Source organism: Spirillospora sp. NPDC049024, assembly GCF_040649235.1.
Taxonomy (GTDB): domain Bacteria; phylum Actinomycetota; class Actinomycetes; order Streptosporangiales; family Streptosporangiaceae; genus Spirillospora.
The window spans coordinates 181,668-201,176 of sequence record NZ_JBEZFD010000019.1; the positions used below are offsets into that span (position 1 = coordinate 181,668).

The 19,509-nt window shown below is 74.2% G+C and carries 17 protein-coding genes and 1 pseudogene; 9 read left to right on the forward strand and 9 right to left on the reverse strand.

Going from position 1 to position 19,509, the window contains the following annotated elements:
• Nucleotides 1–19: 19 nt before the first annotated feature.
• Nucleotides 20–1,027, reverse strand: coding sequence for an SMP-30/gluconolactonase/LRE family protein (locus AB0C21_RS30920; RefSeq protein WP_500208961.1), 1,008 nt, complete (start codon nucleotides 1,025–1,027; stop codon nucleotides 20–22).
• Nucleotides 1,028–1,146: 119 nt separating this feature from the next.
• Nucleotides 1,147–2,343, reverse strand: a complete 1,197-nt coding sequence (locus AB0C21_RS30925; protein ID WP_500208985.1) for an RNA-guided endonuclease InsQ/TnpB family protein — start codon at nucleotides 2,341–2,343, stop codon at nucleotides 1,147–1,149.
• Between the two features lie 158 nt (nucleotides 2,344–2,501).
• Between AB0C21_RS30925 and AB0C21_RS30930 the strand changes: the two genes are divergently transcribed.
• Together AB0C21_RS30930 and AB0C21_RS30935 are read left to right on the forward strand one after the other, a co-directional pair.
• Nucleotides 2,502–2,954, forward strand: coding sequence for a MarR family winged helix-turn-helix transcriptional regulator (locus tag AB0C21_RS30930; protein WP_500208962.1), 453 nt, complete (start codon nucleotides 2,502–2,504; stop codon nucleotides 2,952–2,954).
• 47 nt (nucleotides 2,955–3,001) lie between these two features.
• Nucleotides 3,002–3,370: a PH domain-containing protein gene (locus AB0C21_RS30935; RefSeq protein WP_500208964.1), complete on the forward strand. Its 369-nt coding sequence runs from the start codon at nucleotides 3,002–3,004 to the stop codon at nucleotides 3,368–3,370.
• Between the two features lie 41 nt (nucleotides 3,371–3,411).
• Here AB0C21_RS30935 and AB0C21_RS30940 read toward each other — a convergent pair whose 3' ends face one another.
• Nucleotides 3,412–6,435, reverse strand: a complete 3,024-nt coding sequence (locus tag AB0C21_RS30940; RefSeq protein WP_500208966.1) for an AAA family ATPase — start codon at nucleotides 6,433–6,435, stop codon at nucleotides 3,412–3,414.
• Complete coding sequence (locus tag AB0C21_RS30945; protein ID WP_500208968.1) at nucleotides 6,432–7,559, reverse strand: exonuclease SbcCD subunit D; 1,128 nt, start codon at nucleotides 7,557–7,559, stop codon at nucleotides 6,432–6,434. Before AB0C21_RS30945 ends, AB0C21_RS30940 begins: the two co-directional genes overlap by 4 nt.
• 117 nt (nucleotides 7,560–7,676) lie before the next feature.
• Here AB0C21_RS30945 and AB0C21_RS30950 point away from each other — a divergent pair, with 117 nt between their 5' ends.
• Together AB0C21_RS30950 and AB0C21_RS30955 are read left to right on the forward strand one after the other, a co-directional pair.
• Nucleotides 7,677–8,363 (forward strand): RibD family protein, encoded by a 687-nt coding sequence (locus tag AB0C21_RS30950; protein ID WP_500208969.1) that lies wholly within the window; start codon nucleotides 7,677–7,679, stop codon nucleotides 8,361–8,363.
• Nucleotides 8,356–8,784, forward strand: a complete 429-nt coding sequence (locus tag AB0C21_RS30955; protein WP_500208971.1) for a cytidine/deoxycytidylate deaminase family protein — start codon at nucleotides 8,356–8,358, stop codon at nucleotides 8,782–8,784. Before AB0C21_RS30950 ends, AB0C21_RS30955 begins: the two co-directional genes overlap by 8 nt.
• Here the strand turns inward: AB0C21_RS30955 and AB0C21_RS30960 are convergent.
• Nucleotides 8,781–8,966, reverse strand: a pseudogene (locus AB0C21_RS30960) (mycothiol-dependent nitroreductase Rv2466c family protein); the annotation flags it as partial. The gene AB0C21_RS30955 and the pseudogene AB0C21_RS30960 sit on opposite strands and share 4 nt — an antisense overlap.
• A 215-nt stretch (nucleotides 8,967–9,181) precedes the next feature.
• Here AB0C21_RS30960 and AB0C21_RS30965 point away from each other — a divergent pair.
• The 5 genes from AB0C21_RS30965 (at nucleotide 9,182) to AB0C21_RS30985 (ending at nucleotide 16,256) form a co-directional block, all read left to right on the forward strand.
• Entirely contained in the window at nucleotides 9,182–10,624 is a 1,443-nt protein-coding gene (locus tag AB0C21_RS30965; protein WP_500208973.1) for an aldehyde dehydrogenase, read from the forward strand.
• 107 nt (nucleotides 10,625–10,731) lie between these two features.
• Nucleotides 10,732–11,943 carry a hypothetical protein gene (locus AB0C21_RS30970; protein ID WP_500208974.1) on the forward strand — a complete coding sequence of 404 codons (1,212 nt, stop codon included), beginning with the start codon at nucleotides 10,732–10,734 and terminating at the stop codon, nucleotides 11,941–11,943.
• Entirely contained in the window at nucleotides 11,940–12,473 is a 534-nt protein-coding gene (locus AB0C21_RS30975; RefSeq protein WP_500208975.1) for a hypothetical protein, read from the forward strand. Before AB0C21_RS30970 ends, AB0C21_RS30975 begins: the two co-directional genes overlap by 4 nt.
• A gap of 1 nt (nucleotide 12,474) precedes the next feature.
• The gene (locus AB0C21_RS30980) at nucleotides 12,475–13,122 is read left to right on the forward strand and encodes a DprA-like winged helix domain-containing protein (RefSeq protein WP_500208986.1); all 648 of its coding nucleotides are present in this window, start codon (nucleotides 12,475–12,477) and stop codon (nucleotides 13,120–13,122) included.
• A complete protein-coding gene (locus AB0C21_RS30985; RefSeq protein WP_500208977.1) occupies nucleotides 13,119–16,256 on the forward strand; it encodes a coiled-coil domain-containing protein in 3,138 nt (1,045 codons plus the stop codon). Before AB0C21_RS30980 ends, AB0C21_RS30985 begins: the two co-directional genes overlap by 4 nt.
• 21 nt (nucleotides 16,257–16,277) lie before the next feature.
• Here AB0C21_RS30985 and AB0C21_RS30990 read toward each other — a convergent pair whose 3' ends face one another.
• The 4 genes from AB0C21_RS30990 to AB0C21_RS31005 form a co-directional block, all read right to left on the reverse strand.
• Nucleotides 16,278–17,120 carry an ATP-binding cassette domain-containing protein gene (locus tag AB0C21_RS30990; protein WP_500208979.1) on the reverse strand — a complete coding sequence of 281 codons (843 nt, stop codon included), beginning with the start codon at nucleotides 17,118–17,120 and terminating at the stop codon, nucleotides 16,278–16,280.
• Nucleotides 17,117–18,169 carry an ABC transporter permease gene (locus AB0C21_RS30995; protein ID WP_500208981.1) on the reverse strand — a complete coding sequence of 351 codons (1,053 nt, stop codon included), beginning with the start codon at nucleotides 18,167–18,169 and terminating at the stop codon, nucleotides 17,117–17,119. Before AB0C21_RS30995 ends, AB0C21_RS30990 begins: the two co-directional genes overlap by 4 nt.
• The gene (locus tag AB0C21_RS31000) at nucleotides 18,166–19,155 is read right to left on the reverse strand and encodes a sugar ABC transporter substrate-binding protein (RefSeq protein WP_500208982.1); all 990 of its coding nucleotides are present in this window, start codon (nucleotides 19,153–19,155) and stop codon (nucleotides 18,166–18,168) included. The genes AB0C21_RS30995 and AB0C21_RS31000 overlap by 4 nt, the downstream gene beginning before the upstream one ends.
• Before the next feature lie 45 nt (nucleotides 19,156–19,200).
• Nucleotides 19,201–19,509, reverse strand: a 309-nt coding sequence (locus tag AB0C21_RS31005; protein WP_500208983.1) for a thiamine pyrophosphate-dependent enzyme, incomplete at its 5' end; no start/stop codon positions are given.

Consider the following 19,509-nt stretch of genomic DNA (forward strand, 5'->3'; position numbering starts at 1 on the left):
GGCCCGTGCCTGCGGGCGGTCAGAGGCCCCGGACGGCGGCGACGGTGAACGGGATCTCCGGGGTGCCGTCGCCGAGCGGGCCGCCCTTGTCGAACTGCGAGCGGACGACGTAGAGCGTCCCGTCGCGGCGGACGAGCGTCGTCGGGAGCTGGAGGGACGGGTCCGCCAGCGTGCGCTCGAGGCGCGCCCTCGTTCCGTCCCGCGCGACGCGCCAGCGGGTGAGGACGTTGTCGACGTTGTTGGCCGTCCATAGGCGCCCGTGCTGGAGTTCGAGGCCGTCGGCGTTGTGCATGTCGCCGCCGCTCAGCGCGACCTTGCGGACGGCGCCGGTCGCCGGGTCCAGCCGGTAGAGGTCGCCGCCGAGCATGTCGTCGGTCAGCAGGAACCGGCCCGCGGGGTCGGCGACGATCCCGTTCAGCGTGAAGTCGGTCGGCTTGTGCGGCTCCAGGACACCGCTCAGGTCGAAGGCCGGCGCGAGCGTGCCGGTCCCTCCCCTGGCGGCGTCCAGGTCGTGCGGCGTGACCCGGTAGACGACGGCACGGGTGCTGTCGGTCAGGTAGACGGCGCCGTCGGGGGCGACGGCGAGGTCGTTGACGAACCGGGCGCCGTCGCCGGGAACGACGAACCGCGCCAGCAGGGCGCGGCTCCGTGCGTCGTAGACCGCGACGCCGGACGTGGAGTCGATGACCCACAGCCGTCCCGCGAAGTCGACCTTCAACCCGTTCGCGGTGTGGCGGCCGTCCGCCCCCGCGGGCAGGAACACCTCCGCCGTCCGGTGCCCCGGACGCATCCGGTAGACGGTGCCGTCGGCGAAGGACCCGGCGTACATCGCGCCGCCGCGCGGGTCGGCGGCGATGCCCTCGGGGTACACGCGGTCGCCCGGCAGGACGTAGGCGGTGGAGATCCGCGCGGCGGCCGTCCGCGCGGCGGCGGCGCCGGCGGGCGGGGCGGCGGCGACGGACGCGGGCAGGACCGCGAGGGCGAGCGCCGCGGCCGCGGCCGCGGTGGTGCGCTGGATGCGCGACATGATTCTCCGTTCGAGTTAGTTCGTTAGTACGCGTACATACGATAGTTAGAACCCTAATACTCGTCAACGGTCTTCTGCCGGAAGGCTCGATACCATGCGGGATTGACTTCCTCCCCCGCCTACAGGCGGGGGATTCCAGCGGTCACCCGCTGGGGTTTCTGCTTCATCGCCGACTGCCCGCCCGGAGTACTCCGTTGAGGTCTTACACCGGCTCCACAGACAGACGCCGTCAGCCCGACGGCCAGAATGTTCTTAGCGGCGTTGACGTCCCGGTCATGGGTCGTCCCGCAGTCGCACGTCCACTCGCGGACGTTCAGCGGCATCTCGTCGGCCAGGGCGCCGCAGACCGAGCACAGCTTGGACGAGGGGAACCAGCGGTCGATCGCGATCACTTCGCGGCCGTACCACTGGGCCTTGTACTCCAGCATGCTCCGGAACTCCGACCAGGCCGCATCGCTGATGGCGCGGGCCAGGCTGCCGTTCTTCACCATGTTCCGAACTGCGAGGTCCTCGATCACGATCGTTTGGTTTTCACGAACGAGTCGAGTGGTGAGCTTGTGCAGGTGATCGCGCCTGCGGTCGGCGATGCGGGCGTGGACCTTGGCGACCTTCCGGCGCGCCTTGGCCCGGTTCGCTCCGTCGCCCTCGGCTTTGCGGGCGAGCTGCCGTTGCGCCTTGGCGAGGCGGGCGCGGTCGCGCCGCTCGTGGCGGGAGTTGGAGATCTTCTCCCCGGTCGAGAGGGTCAGCAGGTGGTCGAGCCCGACGTCTACGCCGACGACGGTATCTGCGGCGGGGAGCGGCTGGACGGACGGGTCTTCGCACAGCAGGGACACGAACCAGCGTCCAGCCGCGTCCTGCGACACCGTCACCGTGGACGGCGACGCACCCTCAGGGAGCGGCCGGGACCACACGATGTCCAGCGGTTCCGGCATCTTGGCCAGGGTCAGCTCGCCGTCACGGAACCGGAACGCGCTGGTGGTGTACTCGGCGGACCTGCGCGACCTCTTCCGCGACTTGAAGCGCGGGTACTTCGCGCGCTTGCCGAAGAAATTCGCGAACGCCGTCTGGAGGTGCCGCAGGGCCTGCTGGAGCGGGACGCAGGACACCTCGTTGAGGTACGCGAGCTCCTCGGTCTTCTTCCAGGCCGTCAGCATCGCCGACGTCTGGTTGTAGTTCACCCGCTCCTGCCGCGCCCACGCCTCCGTACGTGCCGCCAGGGCCAGGTTGTAGACCTTCCGCACGCATCCGAACGTGCGGGACAGCTCTGCCGCCTGCGCATCGGTCGGATAGAAGCGGTATTTGAACGCCCGCTTCACGGGGGTGGCCCTCACGGCTCACATGTTCCCTCAGTTCGTGGCGGAGCGCAGGTAGTTGCAGGCGGACGCCGGTCCACCCTGGCGGCGAACCGGCTTTCCCTCCAGGAGCTTCGTTTCCTCCCCGCCCTATCGGACGGGGTATCCACGAAGGAGACCCGATGACCTCGTTGCCCGTCCCGGAGCGGCTCGGCTCCCACCTCAAGCGCGCGGAGCAGGCGCTCAACGGCGCCAAGCAGGCGGCGATCAAGCCGAGCGGGCTCACGGTCCCCCAGTACGCGGCCCTGCTCCACCTCGCCGACAACCCGGGCATGTCGGCCGCCGCGCTGGCCAGGGCGTGCGCGGTCACCCCGCCGACGATGAACACCGTCCTGAAGAACCTCCAGGAGCGCGGGCTGATCGAGCGCACCCCGCACGAGTGGCACCGCAACATCCTGGAGACGCGGCTCACCGCCGAGGGCGCGGCCGTCCTGGAGAGGGCCGACGTCCGCGCGGTCAGGGTCGAGCGGGGGCTCGCCGCCGAGTTCACCGAGGCCGAGCGGGAGACGCTGATCGAACTCCTCGGCCGGTGCGTCGGCTTCCTGGAAGCCGCCCGGTCCACCCCCGGCGGCTGAGACACTCGCTACGGAACGGGACGAATGCCACCAGCACCGGAGGAGCCATGGGCGACGGGGTCGAGCACGACAGGTCGGGGCAGCTCAAGCAGATCGAGAGCGGGCTGCTGCCCGGCGAGCAGATCATCGCCGTCTACGACGCCGTCGGTACGGGCACCGGGTTCATCGGGCTCACCGACCGCCGGGTGATCGTCCAGGACCGCAGCTTCGCCGGCAAGAAGTACGCGATCACCAGCGTCCCCTACTCCAGGATCACCTCGGTGAGCGTGGTCAGCAACAAGTCGTGGGCCGGGTCCTACTTCTCCACCGGCTCGATCGCGATCAACGTCGGCACCCACACCTACGAGGTCGAGTTCCGCGGCGCCGACAAGAGCCACCACGTGCACAACGTGATCCTGCAGTACATCTCCGGCTGACCGGCGCCGCCCGCCGGTGACCGCGTCGAACGGCCACCGCGTCAGACGACGACCGCGGCGGTGGAGCCGGCGCGGTCCTTGGTGACGCGGAGCTGGGCGGGGATGCGGGCGCGCAGCTCGGCGACGTGGCTGACGATGCCGACCGCGCGGCCGCCGTCGCGCAGGCCGTCGAGGACGTCCATGACCTCGTCGAGGGTCTCCTCGTCGAGCGTGCCGAACCCCTCGTCGACGAACAGGGTGCCGATCTCGGTGCCGCCCGCCTCGGCGGTGACGACGTCGGCGAGCCCGAGCGCCAGCGCCAGCGAGCTGATGAACGACTCGCCGCCCGACAGGGTCGCCGGGTCGCGCTCCAGGCCCGTCCAGGAGTCGGCGACGCGCAGGCCGAGGCCCCCGGCGCCCTTGGAGCGGTCGCCCGCCGCCTTGTCGGTGGTGTGGACGAGGGCGTAGCGGCCCCCGGACATGCGGTGCAGCCGCTCGTTCGCGGCGGCGACGACCTGTTCGAGGCGGGCGGCCAGCACGTACGCCGACAGCGACATGGCGTGCCGGTTCGCCGCGTGCTTGCCCGAGGCGAGGCCCGCGAGCCGCTCGGCGACCTCGTGGCGCGCGGCGGCGGGGCGCCACTCGCCGACGGCGGCGGCGAGCTCCATGCGCAGCTCCGCGAGGCGCTCGCAGCGGTGCCGCGCGCGGTCGGCCGCGTTCGCGGCCCCGGTGTGCGCCGCGTCGGCCGCGGCGACCGCCGCCTGCAGGGCGGACAGGTCGGGGGCGGGCGCGGCGGCGGCCGCGACCAGTTCCGGGTCGGCGAGCAGGGCTCGGACCTCGGCCTCCTCGTCGTCGAGCTTGCGGACCCGGTCGCGCAGGACGCCCTGGTCCTCGTCGGAGAGCGCGGCTTCGAGGACCTCCTCCGGCGTGCGGAACCCCTGCTCCGCGGCCTCCTGCCCCGCCTTCGCGCGGGCGGCGGCCAGCTCCTCGTCGGCGCGCCCGTAGGCGCGGACCGCCTCGACCGCCGCGGCGAGCGCGTCGGCCTCCTCGCCGAGCCTGGCGATGCGGGCCTCCAGTGTCGGGTCGCCGCCGCGCGCCTCGTCCAGCTCGGCGGCGAGCCGGGCCTGCTCGGCGGCCAGCTCCCGGTCGTGGGTGCGGTTCTCGGTGAGGGCCCGGCCGGTCTCCTCCTGCGCGGTGCGGACCCGGTCGAGCTCCTGCTCGTGCCGGTGCAGCTCCGCCTCCAGGCGTTCGGCCTCGGCCGCGCGGGCCTCCGCCGCCGCCAGCGCCGCCTGCGCCTCGGCCAGCTCGGCGGCGAGGGCGTCCGCGTCCGCCTCGCCGGCGATCTCCAGCAGCTTGTCGCGCTCGGTGCGCAGCTCCCCGACCGCGGTCGCGGCCTGCTCCCGGACGTCCTGGGCGCCGTCGGCCTCGGCCTGCGCCTCCTCCACCTGCTCCTCGGTCGGGATGATCGCGAGCGAGGTGACGGGGGCCGGATGCTCGGTGGAGCCGCAGACCCGGCAGGGCTCGCCGTCCACCAGCTCCTCGGCGAGGACGGCGGCCATGCCGTCCAGCCGCGCCTGGCGGAGGTCGAGGACGCGCTGGCGGGCGTCCTGGGCGGCGTCGACCGCCGTCCGGTACCCGGCCTCCGCCTCGGCGAGCCGGTGCTCCACCTGGTCGCGGCGCTGCGCCGCGTCGAGGCGGCGCCCGGCGTCCTGGACGGCGGCCGCGGCGCCGGAGCGCCCGGCGGCGGCGAGCCGGGCCTCGTCCAGCTCGGCGCGGCGCCCCTCCACGAGCGCGGGCAGTTCGGCGAGGGCGGCGCGGATCCGCGCGTCCTCCGGCTCCAGCCGCCGCAGCTCCCCGGCCAGCGCCTCGCGGTCGCGGCCGATCTGGCGGAGGCGGGCGGCGGCGGCCCGGCGGCCCTCCAGCGCGGCGACCTCGTCGCGGCGCTGGCGCTCGGCCTTGGCGAGGACGTCCTGCGGCGCCTTCGGCGGCAGCAGCGCCGCGACCCGGGAGCGGGTCTCCTCGGCCCAGCGCCGGGCGCGGGCCGCCTCCCCGTGCCGGGCCTGGACGTCCCTGACCAGCGGGACGACCCGGTCGGCGCGGGCGGCGGCGTCGAGCCGCGAGGCGAGCCGCGACTTCTCCTCCGCGCGCTGGGCCAGCGCGTCGCGCCTGGCGAGCGCGTCGGCGTGGCGGCGCCGCCGGTCGGCGAGCGCCCTCGCCTCCTCCAGCTCCTCGCGCGCCGCCTGCGCGGCGGCGGCGACGCCCGCGCGCAGCTCCTCCACGACCGCGCGGACGTCCTCCTGGCCGCCCGCCAGCTCGGCGGCCCACGCGGGCAGCGCCTCCACCTCGGCGAACGGCTCGACCACGGGCTCCCCGCGGCGCGGCGCCGGGACGGCCGGGCGGGGCCCGCGCGGCGACGCGGCGCCGGTCGTCTCGCAGATCCGGTCGGCGATCGAGACGGCGCGCGCCCCGAGCTCGGCGGCCTCCCGGCCGGTCGCGGCGCGCCGGTCGGCGAGCCACTTCTCGACCTGGGCGAACACCTCGGCGGCGAACAGCCGCTCCAGCACCTTGCGGCGCTCCTCGGCGCCGGCGCGCAGGAACCCGGCGAACTCCCCCTGCGGCAGCATCGCCACCTGGCAGAACTGGACCGCGGTCATCCCGAGCATCCGCGACACGAGGTCGCCCGCCTCATCGAGGCGGGTGGTGAGCCCGACCCACGCGCCGTGCTCGAACTCCTCGAGAACGACCTTGGCGTGCTCGGTCGTCGTCCCGGACCCGCGCAGCTTGGGGCGCTCCCAGGCGGGCGAGCGCGTGATGCGCATGCGGCGGCCCCGGATGGTCGTCTCCAGCACCACGCGCGGCCCCGCGCCGGGCGGCGCGTGGTCGCTGCGCAGCCCCTTCACCGCGTTGCGGACGCCGGGCACCTGGCCGTAGAGCGCGAAGCAGACCGCGTCGAGGATGCTCGTCTTGCCCGCGCCCGTCCGGCCCTGGATGAGGAACAGCCCGGCGTCGGACAGCGCGTCGAAGTCGATGAGCTCCGTCCCCGAGAACGGCCCGAACGCCGCGATCTCCAGCCGGTGCAGCCTCACGCCATGGCCTCCTTCCGGCGGCACGCCTCGAAGGCCTCGTGCAGGAGCGCGCGCTCGGCGTCGGTGGCGGGCCCGTCGGTGACCTCGGCGACGAAGTCGCCCGCGACGTCGAGGGCGGAGCGCTCGCGGACGCGGCCCGACCACGTGCGGGCGCCGTCCGCGCCGCCGCCCTCGGGCTCGAAGCCGAGGACGAGCGTGTGCGGGAACCGGCGGCGCAGCCGCTCCATCGCGGCGGACGGGCGGCGCTCGTCGGTCAGCGTGACCTGGAGCCAGCGGTCTTCGATTTCGTCGTAGGACGGGTCGGTGAGCAGGTCGTCGAGGCGGCCCCGGACCCGGGCGAGGCGCCGGGGGACGGGCGCCTCCACGAACTCCGCGGCCACGCCGTCCGCGCGCAGGTCGACCAGCCAGGAGCCCTTGACGTGCTTCTCCTCCGAGAACGAGTACGCCAGCGGGGAGCCCGAGTAGCGGACGCGGTCGGTGATGCTCCAGCGGCCGTGCAGGTGGCCGAGCGCCGCGTAGTCGACGCCGTCGAACACCGACGCCGACACCTGCGAGGACCCGCCGACCGAGATGTCGCGCTCGCTCTCGCTGGACTCGCCGCCGGTGACGAACGCGTGCGCCAGCACGACCGAGAGCTCGTCGCGGCGCGCGGCGTCGGCGCGGACGCGGCGCATCGCCTCGGTGAGCGCGGCGGCGTGGCTGCGCTCGTCCAGCTCCCACGGGTGGCGGACGAGCTCGGGCTCCAGGTAGGGGATGCCGTAGATCGCGGCGTCGCCCACGACGACGGGCTCCCCCACGGTCGCGAAGTCGGTGCGGACGTGCACGCCCGCGGCGTCCATCAGCCCCGACCCGAAGCCGAGGCGGCGCGCGGAGTCGTGGTTGCCCGCGATGACGACGACCCTGGTGCGGTCGGCGAGCCGCTTCAGGGCCTCGTCGCACAGCCGGACGGCGTCGACGGCGGGCAGGGCCCGGTCGTAGACGTCCCCGGAGACCAGCACGCACTCGACCCGCTCCGCCTCGGCGGTCTCGACCAGGTGGTCGACGAACGCCGCCTGTGCGGCCAGCAGGTCCTCGCGGTGGAACGATCTGCCGAGATGCCAGTCGGAGGTGTGCAGGATTCGCATGTCGCAGCAACCATAGGCACCCCCTCCGACACATCCGGCGCAGAAACGCCGAGTCGCCTCAAACGATCTCCGCGGGCGGCGGCGTCCGCGGGCGCGGCGCTCCCGTAGGGTGGCGGCGTGAGCGAGCGCCCCTACGTGCTGCTGAGCTGCGCGATGTCCGCCGACGGCTACATCGACGACGCGACTCCGGAGCGGCTGCGGCTGTCCAGCACGGCCGACTGGGACCGGGTCGACGCGGTGCGCGCCGGCTGCGACGCGATCCTCGTCGGCGCGGGGACCGTCCGGGCCGACGACCCGAGGCTGCTCGTGCGCTCCGCGGCGCGGCGGGAGCAGCGCGTCGCGCGCGGGCTCCCGGCCGACCTCACCAAGGTGACGCTGACCTGGAGCGGCGACCTCGACCCGGGCGCGAAGTTCTTCACCACGGGCGAGTCCCCGAAGCTCGTGTACGCCCCGACCGGCACCGCGCCGGAACTCGCGGCCCGGCTGGACGGCCTCGCCGATGTCGTGGACGCCGGCGACCCGCCCGCGCTCAGCGCGGTGCTCGCCGACCTCGCGTCCCGGGGCGTCCGGCGGCTGATGGTCGAGGGCGGCGGGGGGATCCACACGCTGTTCCTCACCGCCGACGCGGTGGACGAGATCCAGCTCGTCGTGGCGCCGTTCTTCATCGGTGACCCGTCCGCGCCGCGCTTCGTCCGGTCCGGGGTGTTCCCGCAGTCGCCGGCCCGCCCGATGCGGCTCGCGGAGGCCACCCGCATCGGCGACCTCGCCCTGCTGCGCTACCTGATCGGAGGCGCGCGTGGATGACCTCGGCTGGCTGGCGCTGGCCTGCGACCTCGCGGCGCTGTGCCCGCCTTCGCGCACCGCGTTCTCGGTGGGCGCGGTCATCGTCGGCACGGACGGGCGGGAGATCGCGCGCGGCTTCTCCCGCGAGGACGACCCGCACGACCACGCCGAGGAGGCCGCCCTCCGAAGGACGGCCGGCGACCTCGCCGGCGCGACCGTCTACAGCTCCCTCGAACCGTGCGGGCACCGCGCGTCGCGCCCCCGCACGTGCGCGGAGCTGATCGTCGCCTCGGGCGCCCGGCGCGTCGTGTTCGCCTGGCGCGAGCCGGCCCTGTTCGCCGCGGGCACGGGCGCGGAGATCCTGGAGGCCGCGGGCGTCGAGGCGGTCGAGCTGCCCGCGCTCGCCGAGCGCGCCCGCCGCCCGAACGCCCACCTGCTCTAGGACGGGTCGGGGTCGGCGTGCGGGACCCCCTTGAGCTCGTGGAAGCCGGGCACCCCGGCGACGAGGAGCGTCCCGTCCCAGAGCCGCCCGGCCTCCTCGCCGCGCGGGACCCGCGACAGGACCGGCCCGAAGAACGCGACCTCGCCGACCGCGACGACGGGCGTGCCGACGTGCGGGCCGACCCTCGCGGCCTCCAGCAGCCACCGGGACGTGATCCAGGTGTACGGGCAGGCGGGGTCGGACCAGACGTCCGCGATCTCGGCCATGGGCCCGTTCTATCAAATGAGACTCCAGTCTCATTTCCTCTTGCCAACGCCCGGGGACGTCATGCGATGCTGTGGCCAAGCAAGCATTCGGTTACCCGCGTCGGCCCTTCGGGCAGGGGAGGCACAGCAGCATGCGCGAGCACGATCGGCTGTTCATCGGAGGCGAGTGGGCCGCACCGGCCGGCACCGGCGTGATCGACGTCGTGTCCCCGCACACCGAGGAGGTCATCGGGCGGGTGCCCGAGGGCACCGAGGCCGACATCGACGCGGCCGTCGCGGCGGCGCGGCGCGCCTTCGACGAGGGCCCCTGGCCGCGGATGACCCCCGCCGAGCGCGCCGAGATCGTCGGCCGGCTCTCCGCGATCTACGCCGAGCGCCAGCAGGAGATGGCCGACCTCGTGACCGCCGAGATGGGCTCGCCCATCATGTTCTCGGTGTTCGGGCAGGCCGCCATCCCGCAGATGGTGCTCCAGTACTACGTCGACCTCGCCGCCACCTACACCTGGGAGGAGGAGCGGCAGGGCATGCTGGGCCCGGTCACGGTCACCCAGGAGCCGGTCGGCGTCGTCGCGGCGATCGTCCCGTGGAACGTCCCGCAGTTCACGCTGATGCTCAAGCTCGCGCCCGCGCTCATCGCCGGCTGCACCGTCGTGGCCAAGCCCTCCCCCGAGACCCCCCTCGACACCTACCTGCTCGCCGAGTGGATCCGCGAGGCGGGCATCCCCGAGGGCGTCGTCAACTTCGTCCCCGCCGGACGCGAGGTCGGCGCCTACCTCGTCGCGCACCCCGACGTCGACAAGGTGTCCTTCACCGGCTCCACCGCCGCCGGACGCAAGATCGGCGCGGTCTGCGGCGAGCAGCTCAAGCGGGTCACCCTCGAACTCGGCGGCAAGTCCGCCGCGATCATCCTGGACGACGCCGACCTCGCCGCCACCGTCGAGGGCTTCAAGCTCGCCTCGCTGATGAACAACGGCGAGGCGTGCGCGGCGCAGACCCGCATCCTCGCCTCCCGCCGCCGCTACGACGAGGTCGCCGACGCGCTCGCGACCATGGTGAGCGGCCTCAACGTGGGCGACCCCGCCGACTACGGCTGCGAGATCGGCCCGCTGGTCGCCAAGCGGCAGCAGGAGCGCGTGGAGAACTACATCCGGATCGGCCAGGACGAGGGCGCCAAGATCATCACCGGCGGCCTGAACCGCCCGCACGACCGCGGCTGGTACGTCGCGCCCACGGTCTTCGGCGACGTCGGCAACGACATGCGCATCGCCCGCGAGGAGATCTTCGGCCCGGTCCTCGTCCTCATCCCCTACGAGGACGAGGCCGACGCCATCAAGATCGCCAACGACAGCGACTACGGCCTCGGCGGCTCGGTATGGACCTCCGACGTCGACCACGGCGTGGAGGTCGCCCGCCGCATCCGCACCGGGAGCTGCGGCGTCAACATGTACACCCTCGACCCGAACACCCCGTTCGGCGGCTACAAGAACAGCGGCCTCGGCCGCGAACTCGGCCCCGAGGGCCTGCACGCGTACCTGGAGCACAAGTCCATCCCCCACCCGGCCCCCGCCGGCTGACCTCCGCGGTTCCCGCGCGTCCACCGGGCGCGCGGGAACGCCCGCAGGCCGGGGCGCGACCGCGCCGATTCCACCTTGGCGGCGCGGTGGCCGTACCGTAGTGCGCCGTGTCCCCTGCCTCCGACAACACGGCCGCCAGCCTCGACGACGTCCTGGTCGGCGAGGCCGTGCTGGGCGTCTACCGCCAGATGTTCGCGGCGCTGGCCCGCGACAGCGGCGCCGTCGTCGACGACCCGGAGCTCGTGGACGTCGCCGAGACGCTGCTCGCGGCGTTCGCCGACGCGGGCGAGGACGGGCTGAGCCGCGAGCAGATGCGGTACGTGTGCCGCCGCTACCCGGCCGAGGTCTTCGAGAACCGGCTGCGGGTGCTGAAGGGGCTCGGCGCCGTCCGCGAGGTGTTCCCCAAGCCGAACCAGCTGCGCTACAGGGCCTCGTTCACGAGCGTCGTCGGGCTGATGTTCGTCCGGCGGATGATGCTGGACGGCGGCCAGAGCGAGATGCACCGGCTCCTCGCGCTGGAGCAGCTCAACGTGGCCGACCCGCGCATGACGCCCGAGCAGGCCCGCGACGGCGCGGACGGCCTCGCCCGCGCGTTCCGGCTGTGGAGCGTCGAGCTGGTCACCCTCACCAACGGCACCATCGAGGAGCTACGGGAGCAGGCGCCGAAGCTCTGGGGCACCGAGGAGATCCTGCTGCGCGCCGAGCGGCTGCACGGCGCGATCCTGCGCCGCTGGCCGCAGCTCGACCGCACCTGCACCGACCTGCGCGCCGCCATCTACGCCTACGGCGACGCCTCCCGCCGCGCCGCCGCCCGGCTGTCGGACTCGGCGGGCACGACCCGCAACCTCACCCTCCTGCCGCCCGAGACGTGGCGCACCTTCACCCGCACCGCGTCCCGCGAGGACCTCGCCGCCGTCCTGGACGGGTTCGTGTTCGACGCGCCCGCGCCGTGGCACGAGCCGTCCGCCGTGGTGACGGCCGTGGAGGACGGCCCGCGCGCCACGCCCCCGCGTCCCGCGCCGCCCCGCCCGTCGGTCCCGGACACGGGCCTGTCGGGCGACACCGGCTCGGACACTGCCGCGACGGAGAGGCTCCGCGGCCTGGCCGAGCAGATCCTCCGCGGCCACGACGCGATCGCGGTCGAGGACGTCCTCGCCCACGACTGGGCCACGGCCCGCCGCATGCTCGCGGACCTGTCGTCCATCCACCTGCACCCCGAACTGCCCTACCGCCTCGTCTGGTCCGACGGCCTGGCGGTGCGTCCCGAGGGCTCCCCGACGTGGGTGTCCCCGGGCCGGTTCGAAAGGACGGACCGGTGACCGTCGACCCGCATGTCCTGGCCCGCGCACGCGCCCGCGTGCTGGGCGGGCCGTCCGTCCCGGTGTCCGAGCCGGTGCCGCCGGGGACGGCCGCGGCGGCGGACGGCGACCGCGTCTGGCTCCTGCCCGAGTGGCCGGACGGCGCGACGCCCGCGCTGCTGGAGGAGTACGACACCGCCCCCATGCCGCTGGACCGCGCCGGCCAGGCCCGCCGCGTCCTCGCCGCGGCCCTGCGCTGCTGCTGGACGCGCCTGGACGACGCCCCCTGGCCGGGCTCGCCGTCCACGGTCGCGGACGTCCTGGAGGTGTACGCGGGCATGACGCGCGGTGACACCGACCTGGCCCGCCGCTGGGCGACCGGCGAGCTCCGCCGCCTGTCCGACACCGGCTGGCTGCTGCTGGACGAGTCCTCCGGCACCGTCCGCCCCGGTCCGCGGGTCGCGCTCTGGCCGGAAGGCTCCCTGGGGTCGCTGCGCGACCTCCTGCGCCGCCTCCCCGAACCCGGCACCGGGGAGGACGCGGGTGAGTGACATGTTCGAACCGGTGCTGCGGCCCTACGACGAGCGGCGCCGGGCGGAGCTCGTGGCGGCCTACATGGCGGTCGAGCACGCCGCCGAGCCGGTCTCGGAGGTGCGCTTCGCCGCGCTGCGGGAGCCGGCGCTGCGCAGGACGGTGGAGCAGATGCTCGCGCTCGGCGGGCGGACCCTCATCCGGTCGGAGCAGACGCGCTGGATCTCCGGCTACCGCGACGACGTCGCCGCGGAGCTGGCCGCCGACCCCGAGTGCGTCCCGCCGGTGCGGGAGCGGGCCGTCCTGACCCTGGTGCTGATCCACTCGGTGGCGATCCCGAGGGCGGCGGGGCTGCTGGAGGACGACTCGTGGCTGTCGCCCCACCCGACGCCGCTGGACGAGCTGCGCCGCCGCACGCAGCTGCCGGTCGGGGAGCTGGAGTCGGCGCTGCGGCGGCTGCGGCTGGCCGGGCTGGTGTCGCAGGTGAAGGCGGGGGCGGACGACGCGGGAGGGTTCGTGCCGGGGCCGCAGTTCCACCGGCTGACCGGCGCCGCGCGAAGGCGTCTGCAGGAGGAGCTGATCCTGGCCGCCGGGCCGGACTCGCCGCTCGCGGCGGCGATCCGGGCGCGGCGCAGGGGGCGGGAACGCGAGCAGGGGGAGCACACATGACGGCGGTCCTCGAACCGATGGTGACCGCGCGCGACGCCGAGAACGTCGTCGGCGACCGGACCCTCGTGGCCGTGCAGGCGGTGAACATCTCGCGGCTGTCGACGCATCCGGTGCCGACCGTCCCGGGGACGCTCATCGTGGTGGCCGGGCAGGGGCCGAAGGACTCCAACGGCGCGGGCAAGTCCTCGTTCATCGCGGCCATCACCGCGCTGCTTGGGGACGAGCAGTGGCGGTTCGCGTCGGGCGCGCGTGCGGTCGCGGAACTGCTGTTCAACGCGGAACTGGCCGCGCAGGGCGACAGCCAGTGGGCCAGCGCCGACCACGGGTACATCGTCGGGGTCTTCGACCACGCCGAGCCCCCGGAGGACGGCGGGGCCGCGGCGGAGGACGGGACCTCGGAGGACGGGACCGCGGCGGAGCACGGCGAGACCGCCGTGACCGTGTGGCTGCGGGTGAACGTCGACGCGCCGCACCTGGAGATCCGGTGGCGGCAGGGCGTCTACCTGGCGTCGGCCCCGTCCGAGGCCGACCGGGTGTCGCTGGCCGACCGGCTGTGGGCGAGCCTGCCGCGCAGCGCCGGGCGCCGCGACCTCGTCGCGAAGGACCTGTCCCGCGTCCTGTACGGGGGGCAGGTCCGGTGCGTGTCGTTCCTGTCGACGTCGGTGCGGTCCAAGGTCGCGACGAACCTGCTGTCGCAGCCGCTGAACGAGATCAGCCCGGAGCGCATCTTCAGCGCGATCGCGGCGCTGACCGGGCTGGACCGGGAGCTGGAGGCCGAGCGCAAGTCCCGCGCGGAGGAGCACCGCGAGCGCGCCAAGGCCGCGGAGGCGGCCGAGCGGCTCACCGAGTGGGAGCGGGAGGCGGCGAGCCTGCTGAAGACGTTCGACCGCCGCGACCGGGCCCGCGACGAGGTGGCCGCGGCCGTGCGGCACTGGCGGACGCGGCAGGCCCGGCTGCTGGCGGACGCCGCCGAGGCCGACGCCGCGCACGCCGCCGACCAGGAGCGGCTGCACCGGGAGGGCGAGGAGCTCGCCGCCGCGGCGAAGGCCGCCGAGAAGGAGATCGAGCAGCTCACCGGCGGCGCCCTGGAGGCGCGGCTCCAGGAGGCGGGCGCGGCGCTCGCCGAGCTGAAGGGCCAGGCCGACAAGCTCGGCGCCGACAAGGCCGTCGCCCGCAACCGCCTGGACGAGCTGCGCCGGCGCGTGTCCGCGCTGGAGGAGCGCCGCCGCGAGGCCGACGGGCGCGACCGCGACACCGCGCGGGCCGAGCTGGCGGAGGCCGAGGCCCGCCGGGACGAGGCCCAGCAGGAGTACGGGATGGCCAAGGGCGCCGTCGCGCGCGCGGAGCGGTCCCTGGCCGAGGCGGAGGCGGGCGAGGGCAGCGCGCCCGCGCAGATCCGCGCGCTGTCCGCCGCGGGCATCGCGGCGGTGGGCCTGCTGGACGCCGTGGAGCTGGCCGAGGACGTCCGGGAGCGCTGGGAGGCGGCCCTCTGGCCGTACCGGGAGGCCGTCGTCGTCGGGGCGGACGACCTGGACGCCGCGGTCGCCGCCCTGGAGGGCATGCCCGGCTCCATGATCGTGCCCGCGGACGGCGCCGGGCCGCTCCCGGAGGGCGTGGCCTGCGAACCCGCGCCGGCCGCCTTCTTCGCCGCCCTCGAAGGGGGCGGCACGGGGGCCGTGGTCGTCGGCGGCTTCAAGGAGCCCGTCACTGGGCGCGTGGCCCGCGTCCAGGCGGCCAGGACGGCGGTGGAGTCCGCCAAGGAGGCGCTGGAGAGCGCGCGGCAGGCCACGGCCGACGCCGCCGCCGACGTGGCGCTGGCCGGGCGGCGGCTCGCGGGCGCGCGGGCGGCGGCCGAGCTGGAGGAGGTCCGCGCGGCGATGGCGGGGCTGCGCGAGGGCCTGGAGGAGCTGGGCGGCAGCGAGTCACGGCTCGGCCCGCGCCTCGGGGCGGCGGAGCAGGCGCTGCGGCGGCTGCAGGCGAAGGCCGACACGCGCGCGCTGGAGGTCGACCGGCTGCGCGGCCGCAAGGAGGGCCACGAGCGCGAGCGCGACAAGGTCCGCCGCGCCGCGTCCGAGCTGGCCGACAGGCGCGCCGCGCTCGGCCTGGACGACCTGGAGAAGGCGTGGGGCGGCTCCCGCGAGGGCGCCGCCGAGTGGCTGTCCGGCCTGGACGAGGACGAGGCCACCTGGACGCCCGCCGAGTGGTGGCACACCGCCGAGAAGCACCTGTCGGAGGCGCTGCGGCGGGTCTTCCCTGACGGCCCGTCCGACGAGGACATGCCCGAGGAGATGCGGTTCCTGCTGCGCGAGCGCGCCGAGGGCGAGGGCCGCCGCACCGACCGCGAGCAGGCCACGTTCCCGCGCCTGGTCAAGGCGATGGAGAGCTACCTGCGCCAGCAGGAGGACTACGAGAAGCACCAGCGGCGGCAGATCGAGGTGCAGCTGTCGGCGCGCCGCGCCGACCTGGACAAGGCGCAGAAGGGCGCGACGGAGGCGGCCGGCGCGGCCGAGGCGCACCGCACGGCGCTGACGGCCGCGATCCGCGCGCGCCTGCAGCGGGTGTCGGAGGAGTTCGAGAAGCTGGACGTGGCGTACGGGGGGTACGGCGCGACGCTGGAGTTCCCCACGCCGGAGCAGCCGGGCGACCCCGAGCAGGAGTGGCGCTGGCGCGTCACGCCGAAATGGCGCCGCTCGGACGGGCAGCGGTACGTCCCCTACAACCGCCGCGCCAACACCGCGCTCATGGACGAGAAGGCCGTCAAGCTGGTGTGCGCGGCGGCGCTCGCCAGCTCCGGCGGCGGCCGGCTGTGCCTCGTGCTGGACGAGCTCGGCCGCAACCTCGGCAAGGAGCACCGCAAGGAGGCCGTGGCGCTCTTCCGCAAGATCGGCGAGACGCACGGCATCACCGTCATCGGCGCCCTGCAGGACGACATGGAGCCCTACGCGATCGACGCCTGCGGCCAGTACGTGAAGCTGCGCCGCTCGTCCGACACGATGCCCTACAACGAGCCCCCGGTCGTCGTCGGCTACGACGAGCACGAGGCCCGCGTCCGCAAGCTCGCCGACCACATCACCGCCGCCCGCCCCGACCCGGCTCCCACCGCGCCCGAGCCCCGGCGGTCCCCCGAGCCGTGAGGAGCGGCCCGGGGGGTGCCGTCAGTCGTCGGTGAGGCCCAGGCTTTCGGCCTCCTTCGTCACCTGGGCGGCGGCGGCGGACGAGCCCGCCGCGTCGAGCTCGTGGGCGAGTTCCTCCAGTTCGCTGCCGCCCGCCATGAGGGCGGTCAGCTCCTCGCGGGTGATCTCCTCCTTGGTGTGGTAGCCGATGCTGCGCCCCCGGTTGAGGATCAGGAAGCGGTCGCCGACCGGGTAGGCGTGGTGCGGGTTGTGGGTGATGAAGACGACCGCGAGGCCCCGCTCCCGCGCCTGGACGATGTAGCGCAGCACCACCCCCGCCTGCTTGACGCCGAGCGCGGCGGTGGGCTCGTCCAGGACGAGGGCCTTCGCGCCGAAGTGGACGGCGCGGGCGATGGCCACGCACTGCCGCTCGCCGCCCGACAGGGTCCCGATGGGCTGGTCGACGTCGCGCAGGTCGATGCCCATCGCGGCCATCTCGCGGTGGGTGGTCTCGCGCATGGACCCGACGTCCAGGCGGCCGAAGCGCCCGCGCAGCTCCGAACCGAGGAAGAAGTTGCGCCAGACCGGCATGAGCGGCACGACCGCGAGGTCCTGGTAGACGGTCGCGATGCCGCGGTCGAGCGCGTCGCGGGGCGACCCGAAGGCCACCTTCTCGCCCCGCACCTCGTAGGTTCCGCTGTCGTGGCGGTGCAGCCCGGCGACGACCTTGATGAGCGAGGACTTGCCGGCCCCGTTGTCGCCGAGGACGCAGGTGACCTCGCCGGCGGACGCCTCCAGGTCGACGTCGCGCAGCGCGATGACGTTGCCGTAGTTCTTGCCGACGCCGGTCAGCCTGATGAGCGGCGCCTCCTTCGCCTCCGTCATGCCGACCGCTCCACTCTGCGCCGCACGACCAGGTTGACCACGGTGGCGACCAGCAGCATCGCGCCGAGGAAGAACCGGAACCAGTCGGGGTTCCACTCGGCGTACACGATGCCCTTGTTCGTCATGCCGAAGATGAACGCGCCGATCGCCGCGCCGATCGCCGAGCCGTAGCCGCCGGTGAGCAGGCACCCGCCGATGACCGCGCAGATGATGTAGAGGAACTCGTTGCCGATCCCCTCCCCCGACTGGACGGTCGCGAACGCGAACACCAGGTGCATCCCGGAGAACCACGCGCAGAACGCGACGCCCATGAACAGGCCGATCTTCACGCGGTCGACGGGCACGCCCACCGCGCGGGCGCTGGCGGACGCCCCGCCCACCGCGAAGATCCAGTTCCCGAGGCGGGTGCGCAGCAGGAGCCAGGTGGCGATCGCCGTGAACAGCAGCCACCAGAACACCGTGATCTTGACGTTGACGCCGAGCACGTCGACGTCGGAGGCGAAGACCGCGCGGGCGGAGGAGAAGCCGTCCATGTCGCGGACGGAGTCGCTCGCGACGTTGCCGGTGAGCGCCTTCGTCACGCCGAGGTTCAGGCCCGCGAGCATGAAGAAGGTGGCGAGCGTGATGATGAAGCTCGGCAGCCGCGTCCGGACGTACAGGACGCCGTTCACCATGCCGAGCGCCAGCGTCAGCACCAGCGAGAGCACCACGCCCGCCCACACGTTCAGCGTGAACTGGTAGGCGGTCAGCGCGGCGATCAGCGCCGAGGAGGTCACCATCACCCCGGCCGACAGGTCGAACTCGCCGCCGATCATCAGCAGCGACACCCCGACCGCCATGATCCCGAAGGTGGAGGCCGCGTAGAGCACGGTGGAGAACGACCCGGCGCGCAGGAACGCGTCGGCGACGACCGAGAAGAACACGAACAGCGCCAGGGCGCCGAGCAGCGCGCCGAGCTCCGGGCGGCCCAGCAGCCGCCGCAGCGGCGACCGCCGGGCCAGGCGCTCGTCGGGGCGGGCCACCGGCGGCTCGGCCACCGTCTGGGTCACCGCGTCCCCCGGTTCGCGAACGCCTCGAGCTGCCCGGCGTTCTGCTTGGTGACGATCGCGGGCCCGGTCAGCACGGGGCGCCCGCCGCCGAGCACGTTGCCGTTGTTCTTCAGCAGCCACAGCTCGTCGACGGCCTCGTAGCCCTGCAGGTAGGGCTGCTGGTCGACGGCGAACTCGATCGCCCCGGAGTTGATCGAGGCGATGAGGTCCTTGTTCAGGTCGAACGTGCCGACCTTGGCCTTGCCGCCGGTCTCCTTCACCGCGTCGACGGCGGTCGCGGCGAACGGCGCGCCGAGCGTGAGGATGCCGTCGATGCTCTTGTCGGCCTGGAGCTTGGCCGTGATGGACGACTTCACCTCCGGCATGTTGGTGCCCTGGACGAACAGGTTCTGCAGGTCGCCGCCGAACGTCTTCTTGGCTCCGGCGCAGCGGTCCTCCAGGCCGACGTTGCCCTGCTCGTGGACGACGCACAGCGCCTTCTTGGCGCCGATCTTCGCCAGTTCCGTGCCCGCCGCCTCACCGGCGATCGACTCGTCCTGCCCGAAGTGCGCGACCGCGCCGAGCTTCGCCGACTCCTCGGCGCCGGAGTTGATCGACACGACCGGGACCTTCGCGGCCGCGGCGCGGGCCAGCACGTCCTTCAGCGCGTCCGGCTTGGCGAGGGTGACGATGATGCCGTCGACCTTCTTGTCGAGCGCGGCCTGGACGAGCTGGGCCTGCTTGCCGCCGTCCGGGTCGGCCGAGTACAGGAACTCGACGTTGTCCTTGGCGGCGGCGGCCTTCGCGCCCTTCTGGACGATGTCCCAGAAGGTGTCGCCCGCGCCGGAGTGCGTGACCATCGCGATCTTCAGCCGGGGGCCGGCGCCCTCCGGCGTCTCCTCGGACTTCTTGCCGCCCGAGCTGCTGCAGGCGCTCAGCGCCAGCAGCCCCGCGGCGGCCAGCACAGCGAGACCCCTGGACTTCCCGCGCGCGAAAACGCCTCTCATCGGCTGCTCTCCGTTTCTCCCCGAATGGTCGGTCTGAGGAGTTGATCACAGATGATGGCGGCGCGCGCGCCTATCCCGCTCATATCGGGCGCGAGCCTCCCGGGCGGAGTCCAGCGCCGACACCTCTGCGACCGGGACGTCCCACCATGCCGCACTGTCGGGGGTGCCTGCCAAGGGGTTCGTCTCAATGTGGATAACGGTGGTCCGGGGGGACTTGCGCGCCTGGTGGAGCGCGTCGCGCAGGTCGCCGGGGGTGGACGCGCGGATGACGTCGGCGCCGAGGCTGGCGGCGTTGGCGGCGAGGTCGACGGGGATGGGGTCGCCGTCCAGGCCGGTGGGGGTGCGCAGGCGGTG